The sequence below is a fragment of the Endozoicomonas sp. SESOKO3 genome (assembly GCF_024606255.1).
The window spans coordinates 1-1,114 of sequence record NZ_JAHHPR010000220.1 but is presented as its reverse complement, the minus strand read 5'-3'; the positions used below and the strand labels follow the sequence as shown (position 1 = coordinate 1,114).

General features: G+C 48.1%; 1 protein-coding gene. It reads left to right on the top strand.

The annotated features are described in order from the left end of the window. Window positions 1-1,114 (top strand): PrkA family serine protein kinase (locus KDK18_RS03950; protein ID WP_257253362.1); only part of this gene is annotated, 1,114 nt, incomplete at both ends.

The following is a 1,114-nucleotide window of genomic DNA, read 5'->3' as shown; positions in this document are numbered from 1 at the left end:
ACCAGGGGCTGATGGAATTCGTGGAGATGTTCAAGGCCCCCATTAAAGTCCTCCACCCGCTGCTGACTGCCACTCAGGAAGGTAATTACAACAGTACCGAAGGGATGGGCGCGATTCCTTTCAACGGTGTCATCCTTGCTCACTCCAACGAATCAGAATGGCAAACCTTCAAGAATAATAAAACCAACGAAGCCTTTATTGACCGGGTTAACATTGTCAAAGTGCCCTATTGCACAAGGGTGAAAGAAGAGATTCTGATTTATGAGAAACTGCTTTCCAGCAGCTCCCTGAGAGAAGCGCCCTGCGCACCCGATACGCTGAAGATGCTGGCCCAGTTCTCGGTTCTGTCTCGAGTCAAGGAACCCGAAAACTCCAACGTTTATTCGAAGATGCGAGTCTATGACGGTGAAAGCTTGAAGGACACCGACCCTAATGCCAAGCCGCTTCAGGAATACAAAGATGCTGCTGGCGTGGACGAGGGCATGGAAGGACTCTCAACCCGTTTTGCTTTCAAAATTCTCTCAAAAGTCTTTAACTTTGACCCTACCGAAGTGGCAGCAAACCCGGTTCACATGCTCTATGTACTGGAACAGCAGATAGAACAGCAGCAATTCCCGAAAGAAATCCATGAACGCTATCTGCGTTATGTTAAGGAATTCCTGGCGCCGAAATACATCGAGTTCCTGGGCAAGGAAATTCAAACTGCTTACCTCGAGTCATACTCTGAGTACGGGCAAAATATCTTCGACCGCTACATCACCTACGCTGACTTCTGGATTCAGGATCAGGAATACCGTGATCCGGAAACCGGAGACATACTCGATCGAGCTTCAATCAACGAAGAGCTGGAAAAGATTGAGAAGGCCGCCAGCATTGCTAATCCGAAAGACTTCCGTAATGAAGTGGTGAACTTTGTGCTCAGAGCCCGGGCCAACAATCAGGGAAAAAACCCAAGCTGGTCCAGCTACGAGAAAATGCGCACCGTGATCGAGAAGAAAATGTTCTCAAATACTGAAGACCTTCTGCCTGTCATTTCATTCAATGCCAAGAGCAGTAACGAAGACCAGCGCAAACACAACGAGTTTGTGAAACGCATGGTTGAAAGAGGCTATAC